At 62.3% G+C, this 21,764-nt stretch carries 19 protein-coding genes and 1 pseudogene; 5 read left to right on the forward strand and 15 right to left on the reverse strand.

The window, feature by feature from the left end; genetic code table 11:
* Positions 1–114 precede the first annotated feature (114 nt).
* The 3 genes from MHI61_RS03290 to MHI61_RS03300 all read left to right on the forward strand — a co-directional run bounded on the left by MHI61_RS03290 (position 115) and on the right by MHI61_RS03300 (position 2,718).
* A complete protein-coding gene (locus tag MHI61_RS03290) occupies positions 115–1,188 on the forward strand; it encodes an IS110 family transposase (RefSeq protein WP_239789435.1) in 1,074 nt (357 codons plus the stop codon).
* 497 nt (positions 1,189–1,685) lie between these two features.
* On the forward strand, positions 1,686–2,264 hold the full coding sequence (locus tag MHI61_RS03295) for a thermonuclease family protein (protein ID WP_011427439.1): 579 nt from the start codon (positions 1,686–1,688) through the stop codon (positions 2,262–2,264).
* Between the two features lie 196 nt (positions 2,265–2,460).
* Positions 2,461–2,718 (forward strand): WGR domain-containing protein, encoded by a 258-nt coding sequence (locus MHI61_RS03300; RefSeq protein ID WP_042119563.1) that lies wholly within the window; start codon positions 2,461–2,463, stop codon positions 2,716–2,718.
* Between the two features lie 33 nt (positions 2,719–2,751).
* Here the strand turns inward: MHI61_RS03300 and MHI61_RS03305 are convergent, their stop codons facing one another.
* Both MHI61_RS03305 and MHI61_RS03310 read right to left on the reverse strand, forming a co-directional pair.
* Positions 2,752–2,925 (reverse strand): hypothetical protein, encoded by a 174-nt coding sequence (locus MHI61_RS03305; protein WP_166486938.1) that lies wholly within the window; start codon positions 2,923–2,925, stop codon positions 2,752–2,754.
* Between the two features lie 332 nt (positions 2,926–3,257).
* Positions 3,258–3,749 carry a hypothetical protein gene (locus MHI61_RS03310; RefSeq protein ID WP_011427437.1) on the reverse strand — a complete coding sequence of 164 codons (492 nt, stop codon included), beginning with the start codon at positions 3,747–3,749 and terminating at the stop codon, positions 3,258–3,260.
* 780 nt (positions 3,750–4,529) lie between these two features.
* Between MHI61_RS03310 and ltrA the strand changes: the two genes are divergently transcribed.
* Positions 4,530–6,023, forward strand: a complete 1,494-nt coding sequence (ltrA, locus tag MHI61_RS03315) for a group II intron reverse transcriptase/maturase (RefSeq protein WP_239789436.1) — start codon at positions 4,530–4,532, stop codon at positions 6,021–6,023.
* 244 nt (positions 6,024–6,267) lie between these two features.
* Here the strand turns inward: ltrA and MHI61_RS03320 are convergent, their stop codons facing one another.
* Positions 6,268–6,432 carry a hypothetical protein gene (locus MHI61_RS03320; RefSeq protein ID WP_166486937.1) on the reverse strand — a complete coding sequence of 55 codons (165 nt, stop codon included), beginning with the start codon at positions 6,430–6,432 and terminating at the stop codon, positions 6,268–6,270.
* 322 nt (positions 6,433–6,754) lie between these two features.
* Entirely contained in the window at positions 6,755–7,063 is a 309-nt protein-coding gene (locus MHI61_RS03325) for a DUF736 domain-containing protein (protein WP_011427435.1), read from the reverse strand.
* Positions 7,064–7,543: 480 nt separating this feature from the next.
* Between MHI61_RS03325 and MHI61_RS03330 the strand changes: the two genes are divergently transcribed.
* Positions 7,544–7,720: a hypothetical protein gene (locus tag MHI61_RS03330; protein WP_166486936.1), complete on the forward strand. Its 177-nt coding sequence runs from the start codon at positions 7,544–7,546 to the stop codon at positions 7,718–7,720.
* Between the two features lie 5 nt (positions 7,721–7,725).
* On the opposite strand, the gene MHI61_RS03335 is transcribed toward MHI61_RS03330, so the two are convergent.
* From MHI61_RS03335 to MHI61_RS03385, 11 genes and pseudogenes are all read right to left on the reverse strand, one after another.
* Positions 7,726–8,649, reverse strand: coding sequence for a zincin-like metallopeptidase domain-containing protein (locus MHI61_RS03335; RefSeq protein WP_011427433.1), 924 nt, complete (start codon positions 8,647–8,649; stop codon positions 7,726–7,728).
* Positions 8,650–8,947: 298 nt separating this feature from the next.
* Positions 8,948–9,535, reverse strand: a complete 588-nt coding sequence (locus tag MHI61_RS03340; protein WP_011427432.1) for a hypothetical protein — start codon at positions 9,533–9,535, stop codon at positions 8,948–8,950.
* Between the two features lie 367 nt (positions 9,536–9,902).
* Positions 9,903–10,310, reverse strand: a complete 408-nt coding sequence (locus MHI61_RS03345) for a hypothetical protein (protein ID WP_011427431.1) — start codon at positions 10,308–10,310, stop codon at positions 9,903–9,905.
* Positions 10,307–10,666, reverse strand: a complete 360-nt coding sequence (locus tag MHI61_RS03350) for a hypothetical protein (protein ID WP_011427430.1) — start codon at positions 10,664–10,666, stop codon at positions 10,307–10,309. The genes MHI61_RS03345 and MHI61_RS03350 overlap by 4 nt, the downstream gene beginning before the upstream one ends.
* On the reverse strand, positions 10,663–11,547 hold the full coding sequence (locus MHI61_RS03355) for a hypothetical protein (RefSeq protein WP_011427429.1): 885 nt from the start codon (positions 11,545–11,547) through the stop codon (positions 10,663–10,665). The genes MHI61_RS03350 and MHI61_RS03355 overlap by 4 nt, the downstream gene beginning before the upstream one ends.
* On the reverse strand, positions 11,544–12,020 hold the full coding sequence (locus MHI61_RS03360; RefSeq protein WP_011427428.1) for a hypothetical protein: 477 nt from the start codon (positions 12,018–12,020) through the stop codon (positions 11,544–11,546). The genes MHI61_RS03355 and MHI61_RS03360 overlap by 4 nt, the downstream gene beginning before the upstream one ends.
* A gap of 94 nt (positions 12,021–12,114) precedes the next feature.
* Complete coding sequence (locus MHI61_RS03365; protein WP_011427427.1) at positions 12,115–13,857, reverse strand: ParB N-terminal domain-containing protein; 1,743 nt, start codon at positions 13,855–13,857, stop codon at positions 12,115–12,117.
* Between the two features lie 565 nt (positions 13,858–14,422).
* Positions 14,423–19,521 (reverse strand): annotated as a pseudogene (locus MHI61_RS03370) (DEAD/DEAH box helicase family protein).
* A 145-nt stretch (positions 19,522–19,666) separates the two neighbouring features.
* On the reverse strand, positions 19,667–20,272 hold the full coding sequence (locus MHI61_RS03375) for a DUF1419 domain-containing protein (protein ID WP_011427424.1): 606 nt from the start codon (positions 20,270–20,272) through the stop codon (positions 19,667–19,669).
* A 64-nt stretch (positions 20,273–20,336) separates the two neighbouring features.
* Positions 20,337–21,368 carry a DUF3991 and toprim domain-containing protein gene (locus tag MHI61_RS03380; protein ID WP_011427423.1) on the reverse strand — a complete coding sequence of 344 codons (1,032 nt, stop codon included), beginning with the start codon at positions 21,366–21,368 and terminating at the stop codon, positions 20,337–20,339.
* Between the two features lie 196 nt (positions 21,369–21,564).
* Positions 21,565–21,741 carry a hypothetical protein gene (locus MHI61_RS03385; protein ID WP_042119556.1) on the reverse strand — a complete coding sequence of 59 codons (177 nt, stop codon included), beginning with the start codon at positions 21,739–21,741 and terminating at the stop codon, positions 21,565–21,567.
* Between the last annotated feature and the right edge of the window lie 23 nt (positions 21,742–21,764).

Below are 21,764 nucleotides of genomic sequence, written 5' to 3' on the forward strand. Positions count from 1 at the left end.
GTGCCCACCGAGAGAACGGATATCTGAGATGGATATGCTCTTTGGACAGTCACGCCTTGCAGCGTTTGGCTACCTTACCTGGGTTTTCGCGAACTCAATGAAGGAGAGCAAACCGTGACCGCCCCTTATGATTATCACATCGGCGTGGATTACCACAAAACCTACAGCCATCTTGTCGTGCAGGACTTTGCCGGGAAGACATTGCGATCCGGTCGTGTGAGGAACGACCGCCAGTCTCTCGGATCGTTCCTGGAACGGTATCGGGAAAACAGCCATGCAGTGATGGAAGCGACCCGCAACTGGATGGTGATGTATGATTGGCTGGACGATATCTGCGACGATGTCGTTCTGGCGCATCCGTTGAAGGTGAAGGCGATCGCCGACGCCAAAATCAAGACGGACAAGATCGACGCGACGGTGCTGGCGCACTTGTTGCGTGCCGATCTGGTGCCGGAAGCCTGGGCACCAACGGAGAAGGCGCGGGACCTTCGCGTCGCGCTTCGTGAGCGGATGTTCTATGTCCGGCTGCGCACGATGGTGAAGAACCGGGTTGTGACAGTGTTCGACCGGTACCCAGAGCAGACGGCGCAGTTGAAGAAGCTGGGCGACCTGTTCAACAAGACCGGCCTCCAGCAGCTCGCTACTCTCAACGTATCAGCGATCGACCGCATCCAGATCGATCGGGGGCTGGAGTTTATCGGCGACATTGACGGGCGGATCAAGCAGGCCGAAGCCACGATCAAGGCGATGACGAAGACCAACGGCAATGTAAAGCTGTTGAAGACCATCCCTGGCATCGGGGAATTCTTCGCCCGGCTGATCGATGCCGAGATTGACGACATCGACCGCTTCCGGAACCCGAAGAAGCTAGCCGCCTACGCCGGGCTTGTTCCCTCGACCTATTCGAGCGGTGGCAAGACCTTTCATGGGAAAATCATCAAGCAGGGCAATAAGTGGCTGCGCTGGGCCTTCGTTGAGGCCGTTGCACCCGCCGTCGCTTCCGACTTGCAGCTTCGTGCCCAATACGAACATCTGAAGTTGAATGGAACTAACAAGGCGCGCGTCGCGATCGCGCGCAAGCTTTTGACGATCACCTTCCAGATCCTGCGTGACCAGCGCCCTTACGAGCGGCGCGGCGTCGATAGTGATGAGGGTGCGTCGGCAACGATATCCCGGCTGTCCCGATGATTTCTTAGCGAGCCCGGCAGGTCTGGGCTGAGCTCTTATCGGAGAATGGGAAACCGGGAACCGAACGCCACTATGTGACCGAAGCCGGAAAGGAAACGGCATCAGGGGCACGGATTGGAGAATGGTTCAAGACCGAAGGACGAAACACGCTGTCCTTCGAACGGGGAAGATTTTGCCAACCGGCCGAAACGCCGCTCAAAGTAGAACCGAACCCAGGGAAAGCCACGAAAACAAAGCGTTTTTTTCCTTGTGTTCTTTCATTGGAGAAATCAGCATAGCGGCCGCACGACAGGGCGGGATTTCGGGAATTCTCGCCGTGCGAGGGGCGGGAAACAGCGCAGCCGCAGGAGCCTCAATATAGTGGCCCGCAGGGGAGACGGGACCGACTGCGCCCCGCGCCTCGCACACCGCTTTACCGGCCCGACTTCAGGTCGGTCGTAAACGCAGATGAAACCGAGTCCGAGATAGGTTGAGGAAAGCAGGAGAGGAGCGGGCAAGTGGCGAAATCGAATGTGGTTCCGTTCAGAAGGCCGCGGAAGTCCGGCAGTAGGAATGATCGATATCGCCTGCGGGGAAAGTCACCCCAGTCCGGACAGAAAGGTCCGCGCACATCGCTGATGGCATTGATCTCAGCCATCATGATTGCTGCTGGAGGCTGGTTTGCCATCGGCGGCGGCGATCTCTCTGGTGTGCTCGCTTTTGCCACAACGCCGACGGCGGATAGATTGGCGGCTGCGTTTGCGTATTGCCGCGAGAGCGCGCGCATGAACTGCGTCGTCGATGGGGACACGTTCTGGTTCGAGGGCGAGAAAATCCGCATCGCAGATATCGACACGCCGGAACTCAGCCCGCCTCGCTGCGAAGCGGAACGCATCAAGGGCGAGGCCGCGAAAGCACGCCTGCTGGCGCTGCTCAATGCCGGCAACTTCTCACTCGCGTCCGGCTGGCGCGACGAAGACAAGTATGGCCGCAAGCTCCGGACAGTATTGCGATCGGGACACTCGGTCGGAGACAGTCTCGTTAACGAGGGCCTTGCCAGGCGTTGGGACGGGGCCAGACACGGATGGTGCGGCTGAGGACCCGCGAGAGGATCGTTGCCGGATGGCCGAAACCGCCCAGCGGGTTCGGGGAGCGTAAGCGAGTAGAGCTGTACGCCGACGGCGTCTCGCCCAAGGCCACCACTTGTGTTTCATCACAGATCTGAATCAATCCATGCCCACCGATTCATAAGTGTCGTTGGACGGGATTCCCGCGATCAGAGATTCTGACCTCATGATCGCGCAACCCTACCATCTTTATGTCGAACGCACCGATGCGGCGAAGAACATGGCGCGCTATTATGCCATGTCGATCGAGCCGAACCTGTTTGGCGATGTCTGCCTGCTCAGGAAGTGGGGCCGCATTGGCGCCAAAGGCCAGATGTTGGTCCATCATTTCGGACGGGAAGAAGAAGCCGTCGAACTGTTTCTCGATCTGCTCCGACAAAAGCGAAAACGCGGTTATCGCCCGCGTGCCTGCGTGGCGAGTTGAGCAAGGCCCGCCGAAGCGGGCCGTGCCAGCACGTCATCGGCGCCGGTTCCAATCGGTCTCGAAGGACACTTCGATCTCGACGAAGAACGGGATCTTGATCGCGAGTTTCAGGCCGAGCTTTCCCTTGCGGAAGAAGTGGCTGATCACCTTGCCGAGAGTGCGGAGCCGGCGGCCGGTAGATGCGAGGAATTGAGCGAGTTGTTGCATGATGGATCTCCTTTCGAATTGCGGTCATCGCGGGGTGAGAGCGCAGACCGGAAAGGAGGGATGCACCTGACAAGGCCGAAACGAATGTGGAGGACCTGGCGGCGGCTGAATTTTGATCGGCGAGGAGCCGCAGAAGGCGGCGGGGAAAATTCTGTTGCCGGCAGGTTGCGTCCCGACGAACGGGCTGCAACATCCCCGATAACAGATGACAGCAGGTCGAAAGGAAGAGGCTCAACTGGCCGTTCTCGCCATCATTGCGATGGTCTCGCAGGCATCTCAACGAAGGGCCGCTGTCGCCGCCCTCCGGATGGTCGAGCCCGCCGCAGGATTGATTACGATCCTGTGCACCTGATGTAGCTGACACTGGAGGCCCTTACCGCGATACCGGTTTCGCGTGTGATATCCTTGACGATCGGCGCAAGTGAGCCGAGTTCGGCGTCGGTGAGCGCAATCAGCTCCGGATAGTCGATGTCGACGCCGGTATAGTCCGCCGTCAAAGCGCTGGACCAATCGCCGCCGTTGATGCGGAATTCGTGCGTGTCGAAATCGATGTCGAGCTCATCCATCAGGTTGATGGTGAAGCGCCCGAAGATCTCAGCCTCACCCTCAAGCCGATACTCCGCGAACTCGTCGTCTCCGATGAGAACGCTGCGCTCCAGCGCCATGATAATCCGCGCGCGCCCAATTGCTGCCTCCAGTCCTTCGAGCAGGCGATCGTGGAGGGCTCGCGAGAATTCGCTGTCGCAGCCGAAGCGGTTTGCGAGGACGACGAGCCGGAAGCCGGCAAGCTTGGTGTAAAGCATGAGGTTCTGATTGGTTGTCATGATGTGATCTCCTTCGTTGATGACGGAGATCGGCCACTCCGTGGCAAAGAGGGGTCAAGGAGCGCGGAACGCGGCTCGCAAGCGGGGGAACCGATTTTTTCGGGAAGCGAAGTGCAACGCAGCGGCGGAAAAATTGGGGAGACCGCGCCGTCCTTGACGCCGGAGTGCGACCTGAAAGTCGCATGAATTCTCTGTTTCGAGAGGAGAACACGTGATGTGAACTTTACGAAACCGACCGTTCCATCGGTCGTTCCCTACCCGAACATGCGAAGTTGGCAACGACTCCGTGTGGAGCTTCGGGGACAACGTAACCACCGGGTGACCGGTTCACCGAACCGTGAGGCGAAGTGGAAACTGCCAGCACAAAGGCGGTGAGGTGCAAGGGATGAGCAATGACGACCAACACAAGTGAACTTCCGATAAACGCCGTAACAAGGAACAAGCCAAATGTGCTGATAGGCTTGAACCAAAAGGTGTGCAGCTAGGTGTGGTCCTTTCCGGTTGGATCTCCATGGACGGAAAGCTGCCGGCGAAAAGGAAGGGTCCGATTGGCTCTGAGATTCATGCGGAACAGGCTAAGCCCATAGCGCTGCCGGTAACGGCAGGCGAACCGTAAGGAACGCTGTTGGTGTTGTGGGTAAAGGAAGGCGGAGAAAGCGAAGGCCCGGCTGTAATGGTCGGGATACGGGCTGCAACATCGCCCGACACGAAAGTGGGCAGACTTCCGCCCGGTCATTCATGGCGAGAGAACATGACTAATTGCTGGACGAGGAAAAGCAGATGACGGCAATCGGTGCGAAAGCAGCGAATGCTGGTGCGTCCTCGCACGGAGGGCAGATTTGGGATCAGACAGACTGGTCGCAGATTGAAGCAACCGCGAAGCGACTTCAAGTGCGTATCGCCAAGGCCACTCGCGAAGGCCGATGGGGCAAGGTAAAAGCCTTGCAACGTCTGCTGACCCGCTCGCACAGCGGCAAGATGCTGGCTGTGAAGCGGGTGACGGAGAATCGCGGGAAGAAAACGCCGGGAGTGGACGGAGAAATCTGGACAACCCCGGTGGCCAGATGGAAGGGAGTAATGTCGCTGCGGCATCACGGCTACCGTACCATGCCGTTGCGACGCGTTTATATTCCCAAGAGTAACGGCAAGAAGCGCCCGCTCGGGATACCCCGTATGCTGTGCCGCGCAATGCAAGCCTTATGGAAGCTTGCGCTGGAACCAGTGACGGAGACCTTGGCGGACCCGAATTCCTATGGATTTCGGCCCAAACGCTCGACAGCCGACGCCATTGAGCAGTGCTTCATCACGTTGGCAAGACGAAAGTCCGCCACGTGGATTCTAGAGGGCGATATCAAAAGCTGTTTCGATGAAATCAGCCATGATTACATCCTCGAGCATATGCCTATGGACAAGGCGATCCTGCGGAAGTGGCTTCAAGCCGGATACATCGAAGAGGGAACTCTGTTCGAGACGCGGGCGGGAACCCCGCAAGGGGGCGTGATCTCGCCCACAATCGCGAACAGGGTGTTGGATGGGCTTGAGGCCGCAGTCGATGCAAGCGTGGGATCGTCGAAACCCACGTACCGAAAAGCCAAACCCCACGTCATCCGTTATGCCGACGACTTTATTGTAACCAGTGCATCGAAAGAGGTGCTGGAACATAAGGTTTTGCCGGCGATCAGGAAATACCTGGCTGTTCGCGGACTGGAACTCTCGGACGAGAAAACCAGACTCACGGACATAGCGGATGGTTTCGATTTTCTGGGCCAGAATGTGCGAAAGTATAACGGCAAACTTCTCATCACGCCGTCCAAACACAGCGTCAAGGCGCTGCTGGATAAGGTCAGGAGAATCATCAAAGGCAACGCTGCCATCACGCAGGAAGGATTGATACAAATGCTGAACCCGATCATTCGGGGATGGGCGATGTATCACCGCCATGTCGTGGCGAAGGCGACCTTCTCTTCGATAGACTTCTACATCTGGCGCATGCTCTGGAGATGGGCGTGCCGACGACACCCCAACAAAGGAGCGCGGTGGGTTAGGAGAAGGTATTTTAGGGTCAACGGTAGCCAGTCATGGGATTTCAGCACGGAGGACTCCAAGTATGGGCTTGTCCGTGCAGCGGCTGTCCCAATCAAGAGACATGCCAAAATCTCGGCGCAGGCGAACCCGTTCGATCCCACATGGGATGCCTACTTCGCCGGCCGTCAGAACGCGAAACATACCGCCGGGGAGCCCGGTGCCACAACGTGGCGCTGGAGAATGGCTTGAGCCGGGTGCGGAGTGATCCGCACGCCCGGTTCTTAGGGGGCGGCGGGGCAGCAATGCCCCGCTGCTACCCGACTTTGCTGGAGTACCATGGGACGTCAGAGAGAGAAGAGACCCACGGCCCTGGAGGGGACGTGACCGTATCCGGCGCGAGCCGGCAAGATTGTCGAGGGGGTGAAACCCCTGACAGCCGGGAGGCCGGTCGATCCGGCGGACCGGCTCATGATCCAGCAGAATGAGAGCCGCCTCAGAAAGGCGGCTCGGCTTCGATGGTGCCGTCCTGTTCGGCAAGCGCCACGGTCAGGTCGGCCTGGGCGAGCTGAAGCTCCGCTTCGATCTGGCGCCGCTCGGCGGCGTCGCAGGCGTTCCTCAACTCGGCCCGCAGTTCCTCGATGTGCTGTTCGATGGTCATCGTCTCATCTCCTTGAGTTCGTGAAAGACGAGACGGCGGGGCGGGAAGAGGTGGCGGGGTCAAGGAGCGCACAAGCGACCGGCGGAGCCGGCGAGTGGGGGGAGCCGATTTTGTTGGAGCGGAGGGAACCGGAGCGGAGGCTAAATTGGGGGAACCGCTCGTCCTTGAGGCCGGCATTTCCTCCCGGCACGATAGCATCCACTGAGCAGACATATTCCGGTTCCGCATCGCACCGAAAAAGCAGGCGGCAGGCTCGATGCCTGCCGCCTGCTTGTCTTTGTGGCCGGTTGGCCCCGCCTCGGTGGCGGGGCCGTCCGGGGCCTCAGTCCCGGTTGGGGCGGGACCAGATCAGCTGGTAGCCGTCCTCGCCCTCGACCTCGGTGAGCGTCGCGTAGATCGGAGCGGGGAAGCTCGGGTCGTCGAGCTTGACCGAGAGATAGTCGCGATCCTGCTCGGAGCGCTTCTGCCAGGCCGCGCCCAGCTCGACATTGCCGGCGTAGATGCGGTAGTGCGGACCCTTGTCGGAGGGGTTCTCGATGCGGGCGATGCGGGCCTTGACGTTGAGGGCGAGCGTGCGGATCGAGCCGTTGAAGCCGGTTTCGGTGGAGGTGAAGGTGCCGATGGTTGCCATTGTCGTATTCCTTTTGCCGTTTCGGGCCGCGCCCATCGCGGCCTCGATGGCTGTCGCAAGGATCGGGGACGATCGGCCCGCACCCCCGGGGTCCCCGTTGCGCCTGCGCAATGGGGTGGCTCGTAGGGCCGGAATGAAATGGAGGGCGGCCAAGAGAAACTTTGTTGCCGCGCGAGGAATGGCGGCGCCGCCGCCAGGGGAAGAAAGTTTCGCATGGCCGTTGCGGGAGGACGATCGAGGCGAAGCCGTTCTCCGGTCAGACATGCCTCATCGAGCCCGCGAAGGACGGGCCTGGCTGAGCCGCCAAGGGAATATGTCGATGGCAGCCACTCCCCGACTGCCTGCCGGATCCCTGCGACGGGGGATCCGCCGCCCTGTCCACATGTCAAAATCAAACGTCCGGGCATCGCCGAACAAGGGCGTTGCGTTGGCCGCTCTTCGGGCTATCGTCGTGCTCGCGAATCGTCGCCTGGAGGATCTATGCGTCAGCAGCCAAAGCCGTTTGTCGTCGAAATCAAGCCGTCCCGGAAGCTCAAGCCGACCGACCGGAAAACCTCGATCTGGGGCAAGCTGGACCTTACGGCTGATCCTGACACGCTCTCCGCGTTGAAGCCCGAACAGGTGCCGGCCGCTGACGAGACCAGCGACCGACGCTAAAGTCCTCAGGCAGCGAGCCGGTCGTCAGCACGTTCGGGCTGTAGGCCATGCAGGAAACTTACGGCCCGCTGCGCATGCGCCGCCGCCTGAAAGAGAGCCCGCCTGTCGTCGCTGAGGACCTTGAGCCAGGAGCCGACGTACGAGGCGTGATCGGGGCGGGGCTCGACCTCGGGAACAATGCCGAGATCGGCGCACAGGAAGCAGCTGCCGAGTTCAGCAATCAGTTCCTCTCGCGCCCGCTCGGATTTGTCCTTGGCATAGCGGCTGAGATCGCGGCCGAGGCGATGCGCCGGCGCCGTCCAATGGGTGACTTCATGACTCAAGGTCGCGTAATAGCTTGCCGCATCCTTGAAGCTCTCAAACGGCGGCATCTGGATGATGTCGGCGGCCGGCGCGTAGAAGGCCTGGTTGCCACCGTGGCGGATCACGGCACCAGTGTTGCGAAAGAACCGGTCGGCATCCTCGATGCGCTTGATCGGATCCGGACCAAGTGCCGGCCGGTGATAATATTGGTCGGGGAGGCCATCGATCTGTTCGACGTTGAAGACACTGTAGGCTTTCAGGAAAGGAATCTCCCGCTCGACCTCGCCGCCATTTCCATCGGTTTCGGACTTGGTGAACCGGCTGGCGAAGACGACCATGGCACCCGTCTCGCCCTTGCGGACGGCAGCACCCAGTTCGAGGGCCTGCTTGAACGTCATCCACGTAGATGACTCATATCCCCGGGCGTTGCCCTCCGACCAGAGAAGCAGCACGTTGACGCCCGAATATGGCTGCCCGTTATGACGCAGCGGCCGGGTAATACGGCCGGTCGTGTTCTCGGCGTTCCATGGCTTCATCCACGGCCGCACGCCCTTCGCCAGATCCTCAACGATTCTGTCAGTGATGCGGGTATAGAGATCGCCCCGTTGTTTCTCAGTATTGCTCATCTTCAAGCCTCCGGTTTTGAGGCCGCGCCCATCGCGGCCCGTTACGGAGGGGCGAAAGCAGAAGCAAGTCAGCCGGCGGATGCACCGGAACGGCCGTAACGAAGTGGAGGACGGCGAAGCCGTTGCATCTGCCGGTGGCTCCTGCAGACCCGACAAGCGGAACGGGCCGCTACGGGCGATTGCCTGATTTCCGTTCCCGATTGACCGTGTCAGCGACACGAGAACAGCCGGCTCCGCCCGGGAACCGGCCGTTCTCGCGTTTATCGGAGGGCGGGGGCCGGAGCCCCGCCGGCAGGGCCTAGTCGAAGGCCGAGATCTGCGCTTCGGCGGCCTTGCGGTTCAGCGAGTGGCCCGGCTGCTCGACGGGCCGGTCGAACGGCTTCCAGGTCTCGCCGATCACCTGGGCATACGCGGCAACTGCGCCCTCAGCCGCCATTCTGAGCGAATGGGCCTGTATGCCCATGTCGGCGGCGAATTCGCGCTTGCGCTGGGCGGCGCTGTCAAAGCCGACGGGGCCGTCGAGGTCCTCGTCGCGGGCATCGTTGGCGGCCTTGGCGGTAGCATCGCGCGCCTCGGTGACAGCGCGGCTGTAGAACTGCCCGGCGCCGTGGGCAGAGCCGACGAAAGCGCCGACGATCCGCTGCAGGTGGATCTGCATCGCCTTGTCGCCCAGGCCATCACCGAGCGCATCGGCGGTCTCGATGACGAGCCGTTCGTGCAGTTCGCGGATGCCGTCGCTGTCAATGACCGCGGTGCCGAAACTCTCGGCGATCTTCAGCGCCTGGCTGGCGTCCGGGCACGTCAGCCGGACCATCTCGATGGTGGCGCCCTTGCGCAGTTGCACGACGCGGGCGGATTGGCGAGAGGAGGGTGCGGGCTTGGCCATGATCGTTTCCTTTCGAGGTCGTCCGAACGGGCTCCGGCTCATGCCGGCTTGCCCTTCGGTGCGGTCGCCCCGCTCCGGCGGAAGACGGGCGTTTCAGGGTCCGGCCCTGCCTGGACGAGCGGAGCCGGTTTGCGGGCGAAGAGGGCACACTGCCCTCGATAGAGCACGCGAGCCTGCTCCGCGAAGGACGGCGGGGTCCGGCCGCCCCGCGGCGCGACAGCGGCCTTGAAGCGCACGGCCGCCGGTTCAGACCGCAGCAAAACCGAAGGGCGATCCGGCAGGGTAGGGATCATGACGTCCTCGAACGAAATGACAGGCGCCGCCGCCTCTCTCCGCCTTTCCGGCTCGCTGACGTCAAGCGCTCGGCCTATCGCTTGACCGGCTTCGGCAACCGGTAGGATTGCAGCCAGGTCGGACCGTGCGAGTTACGAATACCGCGAAGCAGACCACCGTCATCATGCGGCGGCCCGCCCATCCAGGCGTTGTTGAGGATCGATTTCCAGCGCCGTCCGTGCCTGGCGGCATAGGCATGAAGTGCTGCTTCCTGTTCCAGCGTCAAAGGCGGCAGGGTTTCGCGTGTGCGACGAAGGGCGCGCGTTTTTGGCCTAGGATCCACCCGTGCTTCCCTTAGAGCGATCAGCCGCCTGAGTTCCGCGACACCTGCCTTGAGGCAGGCTTCGCCTTCGAGGTGATGGAACTGCCGCCAGAAAGCGGTTCGCTCCGCCGGTGATGCGCCGATACCTGCTCTTCGCTCCAGGTCTCCGATCGTGCTCATGGCTTCCTACCTCCCGGGCCGGTAGCGGTCACGACTGTGCCGTCGGAACCGGCTCTCGCCCGCAGCGCCGCGATTGCCGCATCCTGTCGGGCGAGTTTTCTCGAAAGCGCGTCGATTTCCGGCTGACGCTCGGCGGTAATCGCTGCCAGATTGGCCCGGTAGCGTTCGAGAAAGACGCCCGGCTCGGGCGCCTTGCCGCGACGATATCCGAAGTGACGGCGACCAAGCTGGGGAATGATCGTCGTCATGCGTCGCGTGATCTGCCGGTCGATCAGATCGAGCTGGTGCTGGGTCTGCCGTCGCGCCGATTCCATTCTGGTAAACTGCGCGGCGCGTTGCTCGGGATTGGACATCATGCCGCCCTCCCGCGCCATGCGGCGAAGCTGGAGGAACCCTCATAGATGGCATGCCGTGTCTCATCGATGATGAATCCGAAGCGGCCGACCACATACTCGTCGCTCGGCACCAGAAACCGGCGCTCTTCCACTCGCTCGCCGCGCGTGCCGCCGATGGTGGCGATCACCTCGGTCATACCAGGATGATGGTCCGAACGAAGTGCCGCGATGACGATCCAGTCGCCGAGATGTTCCCGTGCGAACGCCTGGGCGTCCTTCTCGTACGATTCGCCGGGTGCGAGCGACCGACCGAAGATCGTTTCCCAGGCATCCGGCCAGCTGTCGCGGATCGTCTTGTCGGCGCACTTGCGCTCATAGGTCGTGAACAGGTCGGGATACGTGAGGGCGACGATTGCCCAGGCGGCGTCCTCTTCATACCAGCCACCATCTGTCCTGAGCATCGGGTGGACCTTGGCATTGCGGGCGTCGGAGAGCCTGAAGCCGCCATGACCTGCCGTCGTATGACAGACAATTCCGTCCGCGTAGACGGTGGCGCCCTGCGACGGCCCCCATGGCGTGCTGCAGGTCACCCGGACGGTCTGGCGGGATAGCAGCCGCAGTTCCCGGCTGTGTCCGGCCTGTTCGATCATGCGGTTGCGGAAAGCGGCTTCGCCCTCGACAGAGCCGTGGTGCGAATAGAAATCATCGCGCTTCAGTTCGGAAAGCGGCCGTGACACGCGCCAGGCGCTGGCAAGAAAATACCGGCCATCCCGGGCGGGAACCAAAGCAAAGACGTGATCGCCGACACGCGCGACAGCCATGCCGTCGGCGCTTCTGCCGAACTCCGCCCCTGATGCGTCAGGGGCGGAGACTTCGAAGGATTGCGAAGGAAGCATAGTCATGCTGCAGCCCTCCCTTCGATATGATCGGCGGCGACCTCGTCGGCAGTCACCTCCTCGAGAATGGCGTGGGGATATCCATGCCGGCTGAGCCATTCCGCAGCCGCCTGCCGATGCGTTGCCAGGTGAACGAGTTCGGCATTGGCGCCGGGGCGATCGAAGATGCGAACAGATCCAAGGGTGGGACGCTCGACGACTTTGAACGTCAGGCCGCTGTCGAGCGAAAAGGTCCGGTGGATCCGGACGGTAATGATGCCATTTGCGCCGAGATTGCCTTCATGCAGCGTGAAACACGGTGTCAGGCTGGTGGCGCCGACGCCGCGCTTGCCTTCCTTGCGGATCAGCCGGCCTTGGCTATTGCGCGTTTGCCAAGCTGACAGCTTCTTCTTGTGGCGCTCGGGCGGCCGTGGGGTACCATCCGACCAGGCAACGGTGGAGCCGATCGGGGCGAGATCATAAATCAGAGACGCGGACATCGCATCCTCCTTCAAATTTTGCGGGTGGTGGAAACGAAACCGCCGCCGGGAGGACCGGCGGCGGAAGGTCAAGCGGAGAAGGACGGGGCGGCGGCTATTCCGCCGCGATGCCGTAGGCAGTTTCCTCCTCGTCGGAGGCCGCATTACTCACCAGGTCGGCGACGGGATCGTCATGTCCCGTCTCCATCGGATCGAGCCCGTCGACACCGATGCTCTCGCCTTCAGCACCGTCGCTATCGTCGCCCGCGACATCATCGGTGTGTTTCATGAGATCTGCGATGTCCTTCGGGTCAGGCGCAAACAGCGCCGCCCGAAGGACGAAGGCAGCATCGGCCGCGAAGTGGTCGACGAGTGCCGCGCGGGTTTCGCGGACTCGCGCCCGCGGGACGAGATTGACCGACTTGGCTGCGGCTTCCAGCGCCTGACGCGACAGGCACAAGAGGAAATCCTCTGTTCCCATGTTCGGAAGGAAACCGTCCGCGCCGATCGCGTCACCGGCAATGCGCGAGACGACGCCACTGTTCGACATGCCGCGCCGGCATGAGAGTACATCTATGAGAACGGAGCGGGCGGCGACACGCACGCTGTCCATGTCGAACGACAAGCTTCCATCCGCGGAATAGAGGCGCGCGACATGACGCTGGAAACGCTTCGGCCCGAACACGGTGTCGTTGGCGCCGGAATCGACCCGAACATTGGTGCCGGCGAAGGCCATGACCAGGAGCGCCATCAGCATGTCATCCTCGATCGGCGCCCGGGCGAGCGCCTCATGCAGCGCATCGGTACGGAAATCACCGATCATGTCCTGGCCCTTCTGCGTGACCTCGGGCCTGGTCTTGCCGACGACATTAATGTCGTCGTCGGGCTCCGTCGAAGCGTCACCGGCGGGGCCGGGTCGCCCATCGGTTTTCCTTGGCTCCGGCATCCGGTAGTGGACGCTCTGCACCTTGCCGTCGCGATCGAGATACATCGCGGTGCAATCGCCCTTGGCCGGCTTGCCGTAGATGCGTTCGGCCTTCTTGGGCAGGTCGGGCTGTCCCCAGTTGTTGACCTCGACGATTGCGCCCTTCTTCGGAAGGCTACTCGCCATCCACTCCTGCTGGGCGCCGAGGAAAGCCTCAACATTGGTGGTGTAGCGATTGTCCTGATCGGCCGGGCCGAACAGGTCCTCGGCCCACTCGATACCGTAAGCGAGGCGAAGATCGTCGCCGAAGCTTGCATCGCGAGCATACATGCGGGTTTTCGAGAGGCCGTTGGCGATCTGCCACCAGGCTGCCGTGTCGCCCTTCTTCGGCTTGTGGGCTTTCCAGACCTCCTTCTGCTCCTCGGACGATGCGGCCGCGATCGTCCTCAGTTGCTGCTCGTTGGGCATGTCCCCCTTCGCCATCTGGTCGAGCATGGAAGGCAGCACGTTGGCGAGCAGACGGAGCTTGCGGATCTGGCGGACGGGGAGGGCAAGCGCCACGGCGATCGCCTCCTCTGTCCAGCCGAGCGTGACCAGCCGCTCGATGCCCCGCCATTGATCGACCGGATTGAGCGGCTCGCGCGCGATGTTCTCGACCATCGAGCGCATGGCGCCGTTGTCGTTGGCCGCCTCGACGACGATCACGTCGATTTCCTCGATCCCGGCGGCGATCGCCATGCGGGTGCGCCGGTGGCCGGCTTCGATGACGTAGCCGTTGCCGCCTGCTTCCGGGAAAATGACTGGCGGCTGGATCACGCCGACGGCCTTGATCGTCGCCAGAAGCAGGGCGTCGGCCTGCGGCGTCGACTTCGACTGGCGCGTGTTATCTGGGTTGTCCTTCAGCGCACGCGGATCGACCTTCATCAATTGCATGGGATACTCCTTCTCGGGGATTGGACACGGCCCTCTGCCGGCCCTTCTCGCGTCTTCATTCTTTTCGAAGACAATTCCCGGACCGCGGAGCGGGCGGTCGGGTGCAACTGCGGCCGAGCATTGCTGCCACGAAGGACGAGCGGGTCTGACAGCCCTGCGAAGGACGAGTGGCCGGGATGCGGAGGCGGCGGTTGAGCGTCAGCGGCGACCGGCGGACTGCTCTGCGACCGGTTCATCTCCCTCTTCCTTCTTCTCTCCCCTGCTTGCCTCTCATTTCGGCGGCTGAAGCGTCGGCTTGCACGCGACTGGATATCGATCGGGATAAGATGGGAGATAAAAAATGGGCCAGCGGAAACCGCGGCCCATGAAGTGTGAAGGTCAATAAACCTCCAGAGGGGAACAGCTGCTGCGGCGGAACTGGGAGGAAAGCCGCCATGTGCATCAGCTGTGTGCGTTATGCTTGATTTTTGACCACTTGGAAAACACTTTTTGTGCACTGCAGCTATGTGAATGCTGCAGCGCTTCCAAAACCAGAGCGGACGGAGGTCCGGCATGGCGTCGGACCTCAGGCCGCTTCCGAGGCGGATAAGCCCTCCTCGCGAGCCACGGCTGCAAGCGCCTCGTCGACGTCCCATAGCTGCCGGCGCTTCTCGGCGAGTTCTTCCGAAAACGCAAACAGGCCGCCCTTGCGCGAGCGGTAGGAGGCAAGGCGCCGGTGGGCGTCATACAGTCGATGGCGATAGCGTTCCTGCTCCTCGCCAAAACCCTCGAGCGCGTGCTCGAGGCGGGAGACGGCGCCGAGCGGCGTCACGGTCACCGGCAACTCGATCTCGTAGTCCGCGCCGGTGCGCTGAAGCAGGGTCGAATAGCGATAATCGTCACCCTTGCCGAACCGCTCACCGGAATAGACGAGATCGAATCCGCCAATCGAGGCGATGACGACTTCCTGCTCCTGCTGGAGCTGGACGAGGGTGAGAATTTCCTTCATCAGCGCACGGCCGGCGAGCTTCCGCTCGTGGTGAGCCTTGCCGACGATGGTCATGGCAAAGGCGTCGGCCGCGGTCGGAACGAGGCGGTCGATGTCCTTGCCGATTTCCATGATACGCCGCTCCGAGATCTCGATATCGCGTTCGGCGTCGCGGATCTGCCGGCGCACCGCATACTGATCGTCGTCATGCGCTGCGCGCAGCCGTTCAAGACGGGCAATGTCCGCCTCGAGTCCCGCCTTCTGCATCAATCGCTCGTCGCCGCTGGCAATCGCCTTTGCCATGGCGAACTGGTTGGCCGCCCCTTCGCCGAGATCTTCCAGCCGGCGGATCGATGTGTCGCCGGACAAGGCCGCGGCGATAAAGCGGGCCTTGCGTTCGTTGTTCTGCCACATGCTGGCGTCCAGCGAGCCTTGTGTGGCATAAGCGAAGATATCGACCTCGTCGTGCTGATTGCCCTGGCGCACGATCCGGCCCTCCCGCTGTTCGATCTGCGAAGGCAGCCAGGGGACGTCGAGATGATGCAGCGCCTTGAGACGGAGCTGGGCATTGACGCCGGTACCCATGGTGTCCGACGAGCCGATCAAGAAGCGGATTTTGCCGGCGCGGACGTCGGCGAATAGACGCTGCTTCGCCTCAGTCTTCTTGTAGTCCTGCATGAAGGCGATTTCGGATGCCGGAACACCCAGGCGCACGAGCTCATCCCTGATCCAACGGTAAGCGGAAAAACCGCGGCTCTTCTCGACATTTATTGTGCCGAGATCCGAAAAGATCATCTGCGCCGCACCTGAGAGATCGTAGGGCTTGCCGTCGGGTCGCACAAACGTGCTTTGCGACGTCTCCTGCCAAATGCGGAAGGCGTTCTGGACGAGCAGGTTGAGCTTGTTGTCCGGCTCGTTGTCATTGTCCGCGTCGACCAGGCGCAAGTCGATAGCGGCATGGCGACCGTCGGTGATGACGGAGAGCAGGATATCGTCGCCGGGCTGTGCCGGCCCCTCGCGCATCTCGATCGCCTTGATACGGGCGTCGAGGATCACCTGATAATTCTTGAAGGCCTGCGTCGGTTTCGCTGTCAGGATCTGCCGCCGACCGGTCGAGATATCAGGCACCTTGACGTAGTCGCGGAGATCCGCGGGCATCACCACATCGGCGAAAGACCGGAACATGGCGATTAGCTCAGGGACGTTGACGAAGGAGGCGAAGCGGCTGACGGGCTTGTATTTGCCGGATGGTTGGATCTCCAGTTCCGTCGTCGTGTCACCGAAGGTCGAGGCCCAGGCGTCGAATTCATGCAGGCCCCGTTCGGCCAGCGCCGCGTGGCCGAGCAGACGTTGAACCGAGAACATCTCGCCAAGCGTATTGGTGATTGGCGTGCCGGACGCAAGAACCAGAGCGCGGCCAGGATTCTTCGTCTCGATGAAGCGGGACTTGACGTAGAGGTCCCAGGCACGCTGCGATCCGTTCGGATCGACGCCTTTTAAGGTCGACATGTTGGTGGCGAAGGAAAGTTTTCTGAATTCCTGCGCCTCATCGACGATAATCTGGTCGACGCCGATCTCGGAAATGGTCAACAGGCCGTCCTTGCGCGTGGACAGCGCCTCCAGTCGTTCCTTCAGTCCCTCCTTGAGCCGCTCCAGACGCTTGCGGGAGACACGGTCCTCGCTGTCGACCTTGGTCAGCAACTCCTCGTAGAGCTCGAGCTCGTCCTGGATCATCTGCTGTTCGAACGCCGGCGGCACGGCGATGAACCGGAACGCCGAATGGGTGATGATGATCGCGTCCCACGTGGCGGTCGCCGCGCGGCTGAGGAAGCGAGCCCGCTTCTCCTTCGTGAAGTTCGTTTCGTCGGCGACGAGGATTCGTGCATTGGGATAGAGCGCCAAGAACTCGCGGGCCGCCTGCGCCAGGCAATGGCTCGGCACGACCACCATCGCCTTGGCGATCAGACCGAGCCGGCGCTGTTCCATGATCGCGGCCGCCATGGTCATCGTCTTGCCGGCGCCGACAGCGTGCGCGAGATAGGTAGAACCCGATGAGATGATCCGCCAGATGCCGCGTTTCTGGTGCCCATAAAGAACAAAGGCGCCAGAGGCGCCGGGAAGTTTCAGGTGCGAGCCGTCGAATTTTCGTGGGGCGATGTTGTTGAAGCGGTCGTTGTAGACCCGCGCCAGTCGGTCGGTGCGATCAGGATCGGTCCAGACCCAATTCTGAAACGCCTGCTTGATCTTCTGGAGCTTGTCGCGGGCGGCCTCGGTATCGACGACGTTCAGAACGCGCCGCTCACCATCGGCGTCTTTGAACACGTCGAAGATCTGCGGCACGCGGCTGTTCAGCGCATCGGCAAGCAGTTCGCCGGCGTGCCGGCGATCGGTGCCCCATTCGGACGTGCCTGCCGCCGTCCATCCGAGCTGCCGCGCCTCGACGGTCCAGGAGCCCAGTTCCGGCATGTGGTGGATCCTGATCTCCGCACCCATCGTCTCTTGCACGAACTCGACGATATCGGCAGCTGGAATCCAGGGCGCACCCAGCCGAGCAGTGATGTCCGAGGGGCGAAGGTCGACGGGCTGCACCGCCTGAAGCGCACGGACGTTTCGATCATAGGCAGCATCGAGGCCGGCGGCGGCTTCCGCAATCTCAAGCTTGGTGCGCACGGCGCCGGAGAGATAGGCGTCCGAAGTTTGCCAGGAGCCATCGGCCGGATCGCGAAAGATTGCGTCACCGAGCGCATCGAGAACCGCATCCGTGTCGCAATGCAGAAGCTCGGCGATATGATCGAGATCGAGCCGACCGCGCTCGTTGAGGACGACGGCCAAGGCATCGGCGGCGGAGGTGATGACGGGCGGGGAAGGGGGCGCGATGACGCGCTCGGAGAAAATCGGCCCGGGCCTGGCGGTATCGGTTTCGAGGTCATAGTCCTCGATGGAGGCGACCAGCCAGCAATCGGGGTCATCGCGGAAGGGCATAAGGTTCGGCTGGCGATGGGTTTCACGAACCTCGCCGGTCGTCTCATCCTCCATGATCGAAACAGTGGTGTGGTTGATCGGGCCAAAATCGCGGACGAAGCTCGACCAGGCGATGCGCAGCCGCACCTGCAGCTCGCGCCACGGCCGGTCCAGTTCCTGGGCTTTCAGGACGTCGCGCACGGCATCGCGGATCGGGATCAGTTTGCGAATGATCCGGACATGCTTTTCCGAAACTCCCTCGCCGCTGCGGGCCTTGCGCACCTGAACAGGAATAGGCTCGCCATCGACGACCTGCATGAGATCATGCCCAACATCGACAAAATAGCTGCCCTCGCGCACCATGGCGTTGTCGGGCCGGAGATCGACGATCTCGGCAAGCTCATCCTCCAGATCGATGTCGATGGCCGTCGGTTCGCCGTCATAAAGGCCTTCTGGAAGAAGCGCGATGGCTCCAGTCAGTGCCGCGTCGAGCTCCTCGTCGGCGCGTGGCCGGCACGTATAGGTCTCCCCGAACGGGCCGGAGGTCAGGGCATGATCGCCGAGAACAAAGTCCGGATGCTGCGCGAACCACCGGTTCACGCGGATCGCCCCCTCGTCCTCGGCAGCCGGTCGGACTTCCTCCAAGTCGAGCCACGAAACGTCGCCTTCCGGCTCGCCTGCTTTGCGCTTACGGAAGAAGAGGACGTCGACCACGACGTCGGTTCCGGCGTCGCGCCGAAAACTGCCTTCGGGCAGTCGGATCGCGGCGATTAGGTCGGCGGACTGGGCGATATGCTCGCGGGCAGTGCCATCCACCTTGTCCATGGTGCCGGCGCTGGTGACAAAGGAGGCCAGGGCGCCCAGTTTCAGGAGATCGATCGACCGGGCGATGAAGTAATCGTGCAGCCGAAGGCCCAGCGAACGATATTGCCGGTCGGAGCGAACGGTCCGGTCGGAGAAGGGCGGGTTGCCGATGGCAAGATCGTAGATCGCATTGAGGTCGGTGCGCGCGAAGTCTCCATTGATGATGCGCGCCTTCGGCTGGAGCTGTTTCACGATACGGGCCGTGACGGGATCGAGCTCGATCCCGGTGACGTAGCTCAGTTGGCGATATTGTTTCGGCATCAGCGCAGGAAAGAGCCCGGTGCCGATACCCGGCTCCAGCACGCGGCCGCCGCGCCAGCCGAGACGTTGAATGCCCATCCAGATTGCCCGAATGACGAATTCGGGGTGAAGTGGGCATATTGGGTGCAACGGGCGAGCGACGCGTACTCGCCCTCGCTGACCGCTGTCTCCAGCGAGTTGCCGAGATCGTCCCAGCCTGCGCGGAAGTCGGGTTCTCCCGGCCGCCGGAACATGCCATTCGCAAGCTCACCGGCGCCGAAACCAGTGAAGCGGATCAGCCTCGCCTGCGCGGCCGGGGTCGCCGGCAGGTTCATCTTCTCGATTTCGTTTGCGGTGAGGATGGCCGCGACATTGATGCGTGCCCGCTCCTTCCACGTCGCGGCGAGCTCGCGGTCGCCATCGTCGAAATAGAAGTTGGTGCGCTGCCCTTGCTTTCGCGGGACCGGCCGGTTGGTCGCCGGCAGAGCCCGCGCCGGCGCAGGAGAGGGCGGGGTCGGGTTGGGCTCGTCGTCGTTGGCGGCGAAACCGCCGAACGCGGTGACGCCAAGACCAAGTCCTGATGACAAAGCGCTGCTACCAAACATATCGAGGGTGAAGGGATCGTTGCTCATCGAAAGCTCCTTGTAAGCGAGCGTCATCGATCTGCCGCAAGGGGCAGTCGAGGAACGCGAAGGGGGGAAGGGGCCGCCGGCATGGGCTGCGCGGCTATTGCTGGCCGAGCGCCATTGCTTCGCGCCCGGATGCAATCGGAAACTCTCAAGCCGCGATAGGCGAGGGGAGGTGGCGCAGTTGTACCGGCAGCTTGGCGGCGATCTCGTCGTCGCTGAGGTCTTCCAGCAGCTTTAGGACGGCGCCGCCTTTACCGCCGTAGATCATCAGGGTGCGCTTGCCGCGCGAGGCCTCCGGCCAGCGCTCGCCCGCATAGCCGCGATAGTCGTCCGCCGTAGTGCTCCAGATGTGCTCGAGGCGTTCCGCGCGCGTCATGGCCCGGACCGGGGGGCTCTCGCGCTCGATAATCGCTAGGCGCATGGTCTCGACGGACGATTGATCGGCAAGGTCGCAATAGCCGTGAAAATAGCGGATCGCCTCGTCGATCCGGAGTGCGAAGAACACTGACGTCACCGAGCCGGTCAGGAACTCGCGCATCGCGAACATCGAACCGCGGATCCAGAGCGGCGGCAGGATTTCGAACATGTAGTCGTGCTCGGCCTCGCCGATCTCGAACCATTCGCCGGCATAGAGCGGCATTGCGTCGTCCTCCCAACGGTTCGGCCGCTGGAGATGACGGTCAAACATGCGGAACATCTGTGGTCGGCTTGCGACGCCCTGGAAAACTTTTCGGATTGCGGGAGAGGGGTTCATCTGCAGCTCCTTCGGAGGTTTCGGACCGAAGCGCGGCACTGTCCTCTCGACCTTGCCTTCCTCTTCAGCCCTTCATGACCCCTTCGCTGCCGCCGGCATCGCGACCGTCAGCGTCAAGGGCCGGTTCCGCCGGGCGAAGCCTCCCTTGACGCAGGCGGCGCGCATGCGGCACGCCTCCTCCTTCCATCCTTTCCCTCTTTTCCTTATCCCTGATCTTCAGGGTTTCGTTCCAGTCATCTTCCGGCGGCCGAAGCCGTGTCCAGTCGCAGCCGGCATCGTCGGCAAGCGTCCGCAGCCGTTCGGCAAACATGTCGCCCTGCGGATTGGCGTCCGTCGCCGCTACCATCTGGACGCCAGTTTTCGCGGCCAGCTCCCGCAACGCTGCCTCCGTGGCCGGCGACCATCCCCCGCCGGTGCTGAAATAAAGCGTGCCCTCCCGCAAACCCTCGATCGCCGCGAGGCTCATGGCATCGATCGCGGCTTCCGTGACGGCCAGGCGCGAAGCGCTGTCCGAACCGAAACGGAAAAGAACCTTGGTTCCTCCGGATGCAAAACCCCGGTATTGCGGACCCCGCGCTTCCCAGCCGGTCAAGACCCCCGCCTGGTCTCGGTGCGCCGCCCACATGCTGCCTTGCGGACCCTCTCGCAGAAGGTCAGCTTTAATCGCCGCTTGCAGCACGTAAGTTGGCACGTGGCGCTCGCCATTGAGGTATCGCCATGACGCGGAACCTGGCCACAGACGACGGCGGGTCTGCCAACGATCGGAAAGGGATAGGTCGCATCTCTCGCCATCTTTCGCGGGCTGCCACTCCGGCTCCGTGATCCGAAACCCGACGAGAGCCGCGACCCGCTCGGCGCCTTCGAGAAAGCCGACCCGATCGAGATGCTCGACGAGCCGGAACACATCGCCTTTCGCGTCGGACAAAGGATCGAACCATCCGCGTCCTTCATAGGTGACGATGACGATCTCGCCGCCGCGGCGGAATTTGACTGCCCGCCGTGTGCTTTCCTTCGCGTCTATTGCAAACCCGGCATGCTCAAGCACCGCCGCACAGCTGACCAGCTCGCGCAACGCTTCTATCTCTCTTCTCTTCATTTTTCCTTCCGATCGCCCGGCGATCGGCCTCCATAGTCCTTGCCCGTCGGTTCACCGACGCCTTTCGGCAGGCCCCGAAGAGCAAAGACCGCAAGGGCGCGGCGCGCAATTGTCGGATCATGCAGGGTGAATTGGCCGCGGCGAAGCTTCCCTTGCGGCCTGCCGCTCGCAAGGGGCACACCCCTGAGGCGCCGGCTCAATGAGCCGGCCAGGGCATGTACTCATGCACGATCGCCAGATCATCGTCGGCATCGATCTCGTCGGAAGGAAGGACGCCGTATTCGCCGTCGACCTCGAACAGGGTGACCGGGACCATCAGGTCACGGGAGAGCTGGAAGGCGTGGGACTGAGCGAGAGAGAGATCGTGCGACATTTAAGAGGCTCCTTCGGGAGCGG

It is taken from the genome of Rhizobium sp. K102, from assembly GCF_022385315.1.
GTDB classification, from domain to species: domain Bacteria; phylum Pseudomonadota; class Alphaproteobacteria; order Rhizobiales; family Rhizobiaceae; genus Rhizobium; species Rhizobium croatiense.